This window comes from Streptomyces sp. NPDC002265, assembly GCF_040296125.1.
Taxonomy (GTDB): Bacteria; Actinomycetota; Actinomycetes; order Streptomycetales; family Streptomycetaceae; genus Streptomyces.
The window spans coordinates 1-4,358 of sequence record NZ_JBEOWS010000539.1; the positions used below are offsets into that span (position 1 = coordinate 1).

The 4,358-nt window shown below is 69.1% G+C and carries 2 protein-coding genes and 1 tRNA gene; all 3 read left to right on the top strand.

The genetic code is table 11. From position 1 onward, the window contains the following. Positions 1-1,165: 1,165 nt before the first annotated feature. The 3 genes from ABT085_RS44330 to ABT085_RS44340 all read left to right on the top strand — a co-directional run bounded on the left by ABT085_RS44330 (position 1,166) and on the right by ABT085_RS44340 (position 3,841). Positions 1,166-1,249: transfer RNA gene (locus tag ABT085_RS44330), tRNA-Leu, on the top strand. Positions 1,250-2,372: 1,123 nt separating this feature from the next. Then, positions 2,373-2,789, top strand: coding sequence for a DUF6233 domain-containing protein (locus tag ABT085_RS44335; protein WP_351622314.1), 417 nt, complete (start codon positions 2,373-2,375; stop codon positions 2,787-2,789). A gap of 617 nt (positions 2,790-3,406) precedes the next feature. Continuing rightward, entirely contained in the window at positions 3,407-3,841 is a 435-nt protein-coding gene (locus ABT085_RS44340; RefSeq protein ID WP_351622311.1) for a hypothetical protein, read from the top strand. The last annotated feature ends 517 nt before the right edge of the window (positions 3,842-4,358 follow it).

Consider the following 4,358-nt stretch of genomic DNA (forward strand, 5'->3'; position numbering starts at 1 on the left):
CGGCGGCGCGTCGTGTCTGCGGAGCAGACCGCGCGCCGGTGAAATAGGAATACGGATTGGCGTATGGATGCTGCGCCGGGAATTTCCGCGTGTGGTGTCTAGGGCTGGCGGGGAATTATATATCTCCGGGAGGTCGGCAAACCTGGTCCGGATAATTCCCCGCCAGCTGTCTCTCCTGCGAGACGTCTCAAGAATACGGGATGCTGCGCCGAACACGAGTGCCTGCCGAGGATTCGGTGCACCGCGCTCGACAGGGCGCGGAGATCGCTGCGCCCCGATGACCGCGCACCACGCAGCCGCGCGGCGGTGCGCGGTCCCGTCTCCCCGCCTCTCCACCTCTCCGCCTCCCTGCCGGGTCGCAGCGCCCGGCGATCGGGGCGCGCGGAGGCTGGCTGCCGACGCGCGAAGAGAGGTGGCCGCTCCGGTCCCCCGAGGCTCGCCGCCCTACCCGCCCCTACTTCCCTTCCTCCTTCCTGGCTTGGGCTGGGTGCGGGGGTGTGCTGAGGGGGATGTCGGGGTGCCGGCCACGCCCGAGCAGCATGGTGACCTGCGGAAACTCCGTCAGGTGCCGGGAGAGGGGCGACAGTTGTCGGTGGGATTGTCGGAGGGGCTGGCTGCGGGGTTGTGGGCGTGGTTATCGGATCGTGCCCGTGGTCGGGATGGTGGTCTGGGCCGGCTGCTGCCGTGGCCGTACGGGACGCTGGAGGGGCCGGCGCCTGGTACGGGAGGTGGCAGGAGCGCCGGGGGGGCTTGCCCAGCCAGTCGGGCGAGTGGAGGGGTGCCAGTCCCGACGTGCCCACCAGCGCCGGGTTTGCGCAGGGAGGCGCCATGTGCGGCTTTCCGGCCTCGGTGAAGGCGGAGGGCGGGGAGGGTGCGAGGACGACAGGCGCTGAGAACCGTGGCGCAGGCTGCGAAATGGCGGCGCGGTCGGGGGCCGGGGTCAGTGCGGCCAACGCGCGCTGCAGGTCCTCGATGTGGGCGCGGCGTTCGTTCAGGCGTTCCGTGAGGTGGCGGACTCACGAGTGCTGACACGCCGCATCCTGTCAGGAGATAGGATGATCGTCGCTTCACAGGATGGTGAGACGCGTCCTGCTCAGGGCAGGGCCTGTTCGCCTGTCCCGGCCTTCGGGCTGCTGTTCTTCTGAGGGCCGGGAGTGAAGCACCAGGGAGTGTGGCGGAATGGGCAGACGCGCCGGATTCAAGTCCCGGTGTCCTTGCGGGCGTGAGGGTTCGACTCCCTCCACTCCTACTCACTACGTGCTCTTGGTGATTCAGCCGCGCGGGGCTTGATTACCGAGGGCGCTGTGAACGGTCTCGCGGTGTCTGGGCCGGGACTGCGGTCACTGCCAGGATGTTCCGCACGGTCATCGCGTCCATGCCGGTGCGTTGCGCGATGCTCGGGACTGTCTGCCCCGCCTGCCGGGCAGCGGTAATCGCCGCAGCGAGATTCCGGCGGGCCTGACGCAGGGTCTCCTGCGCCGCGGTCACTGCCGAGACGGCTTCCTCCAGGCTCGTGTCGTGCGAGGAAGGCTTGTGGGCAGAGGCTGGCGTCATGGAGCCATGATGACGCAGCCGCCGGGTGCTCCTGACGGATTGGGGTTCCGACTTGTATGGCTGTAGCGGAGCGCGGTCGAGTTGGCCGCTCGTAGCGTCTCCGTAGGACGCCGGATCGGATGGCTCGTGAGGTTCCTGCCGCCCCTCGGGGCTGGCTCTCCGGGGGTGTGCCACCGACCCGGCGTCCGTCTGCGGCCTGACTCAACAGAGGCGTGTCCCGGCCCGTTTGGTTCCGGAAGTCGGAGTGTCGGCCGTGGACGTCCCTGTCGGTCACGCACCTGTTGGGAGCACCCTCCCGTGGTACTGCTCGGAGTCGATCCACACAAGTCCACCCACACCGCGGCCCCCACGCCCACGTCGTTCATGGACGAGCCGGCAGCCCCAACCACCCCACCGCCGGCATCACTCCCATGACGGGGCCCTGCACGCCGACGGCTCCCCTTGAACACAGCACGCACTGGCACGGTCTCTGGTAGGACGTAGCAGGTCCCGGCTATACCTGTACTACATCCCGTCACGGGGACCGGGGCCTGTCCCGCACACTCCATACCGGCACGGGCTGCCGAAAAGCGTATCTTTATCGGGACGTTGTCCTGCCCGCTGAATAAGGCAGGACGGCGAGAAGCAGAGGTGGCCAGCCCAGAGGCCTGGCTCGTCATCCGGGCGAAAGGACAAGAGCGGTCATCGTGGACCAGGGACAGGCCGCCCTCAGCGTGCCACCGATCTGCGTCATACTCCCCGACGCCCAGGAAGTCCGCGGACGACTGCACGCCCGCCGGCAGGTGAAAGACGGCTGGCTCTACCAGGTAGGAATCCTGATGTGGCAGGACGGCACAAACGGCTCCGCCGAACCTGCCGAGCAACGAGTCTGGGTGCCTCCCGCACACGCTCGCCCGGTACCTGGTGTCTCCTACGAGCACGTCCCGACCCACCGTCTGTCCGCAACAGACGGTGGGTCCCAGAAACGCCGGCCCGCGTGGACGCTCCAGTACCTGCCCCACCGCCCCGGGTACCCGGGCGCCACACTCCTCCACGTCGTCGGCTGCACCCCCAGCGACCGGACACTCACCCTGGCAGAGGCCCTTGCCGCTCTCCGACAACCGCGCGCAGCAGCCTGCATCGAGTGCGACGCAGCCCGATCCCTCACCCCGGAACAACTACAACCCGACCAGGACCACCAGACCCAACAAGAGCACGACACCGAATCCCTGCCGGACACGGCTCCACCCCCATAACCGCCCACCCGCAAGAGCAGCGCGACAAGGGACAGAGGAGCACGCCGACACTGCCGCCCATCAGCGACCCCTATATACGTCAAGAACGCCTGTTCCACACCCAAGATGCTGCTCAGAAGCTGGCTTCGGCCTGTGGGCACTACCCTGAAGCTGTGTCAATGACGATAAGCCGTTGCTCTGCCTGCGGTGAGGAAACCTGGGTGAACACCACCGACACCGAACGGTGGCTCTGTGACTGCGGAGCCGAACAAATTCCCGAGAGCGCCGTGGCCTGTGACGATGATCGCTCCGAGGCCGCGCGCCGCTGACATCGTGGGCTCAGGCTTTTGCTCGCTGGCTGTGGCTGGCACCACGAACTCGCAGCAGGAATCACTATGCCGCCCTCTCAAGTACAGTCCGCTTCCATCACCACTCCGACTGTGCCGCGTCGGCCGCTGCGGTCAGCCGTCCGTCACGGCCAGGCATCCTGTGCCGACTACGGTTGCACCCGCTCCGAATGCCGCAAGGCGGCACGCCGGGCCCGCCATCAACGAAACCAGGACCGCCTGCGCGGTCTCCCCGCCCGCGTCCCGCCGTACGCCGCCGCCCGATGGGCCGCCCGGCTACACAAGCAAGGCATGTCCGCGCAGGACATCGCCAACCGGGCCGGCCTGTCCGTGACCCTGGTCCGCCGCCTGCTCCGCATCCCAGGCTCAGGCCAGGTGGGGAACATCGCTCGCTCTACCGCCGACGCAGTACTCGGTATCCCGATTCCTGCCCGTCGCGAACCCAGCGCCCCGGGCCTGACCGGGTCCGCTGAAGCATCCCGGCTGCTGGCCGACCTGGCGCGTGCCGGATGGCCTGCCCCCGCCCTCGCCCAGCGACTGGGTATCAACCCCCGCAGCATCCCCGAAATCCGCGACAAACGTCCCCGCCTCCGCCTCGATCTCGCGCAGCGAATCCGCCGCCTGCACCGCGAACTGATCGGCCTCAACCCCGTCAGCCAAGGCATCCGCCCCGGCGACGCCGCCCGTGCCCGGACCGCCGCTGCCCGACGCGCCGCTGGAGTCTGAACAACATCCGCCGACGCAGGGCAGGCCCGCGCGTGGCCCCGCCGACGCGCAAGCAGGACAACCGTCCGGGCTTGCAGCGGTACCTCCATCCGGCGGGACTCTTCCGCCTCACCCCTTGGTGGGGCTCAGCACCGGGACGCCGGCGAATTTCCGTCCCGGCTCCGCCGCCGGGCTGACAGCGGCAAGGCGCGGCGGCCCCGGCCGACGCGCAACCGGCTGAGCGCGCCCCGATCCCCGGCCGCGGCCGCGCCGCCCATCCCGCCCGTCCCTTCCTCCTTCACTTCAGCCAAGGAACATGGGCAGAGCGGCCGCAACGGGGATGTCAGCAGACCGACCACGGCAAAACGGCATGGTGACCTGCGCGGACACGGGGACGGCCCTGCGGGCCGCGCAACAGCAGGCGCAACCCCTGTCGCAACCCTCAGCGCAACGGCCAACAGCCAGGCGCAACCCTTGGCGCAACCTCATGCTCCTGGTCGACCAGGGCGCGCCTCGCCGCCGTCAGCCCGGCCCGAAC

Coding starts and splice junctions, on each gene's coding strand:
- ABT085_RS44335 (WP_351622314.1), top strand. CDS start 2,373: ATGTGGCAGGACGGCACAAACGGCTCCGCCGAACCTGCCGAGCAACGA.
- ABT085_RS44340 (WP_351622311.1), top strand. CDS start 3,407: ATGTCCGCGCAGGACATCGCCAACCGGGCCGGCCTGTCCGTGACCCTG.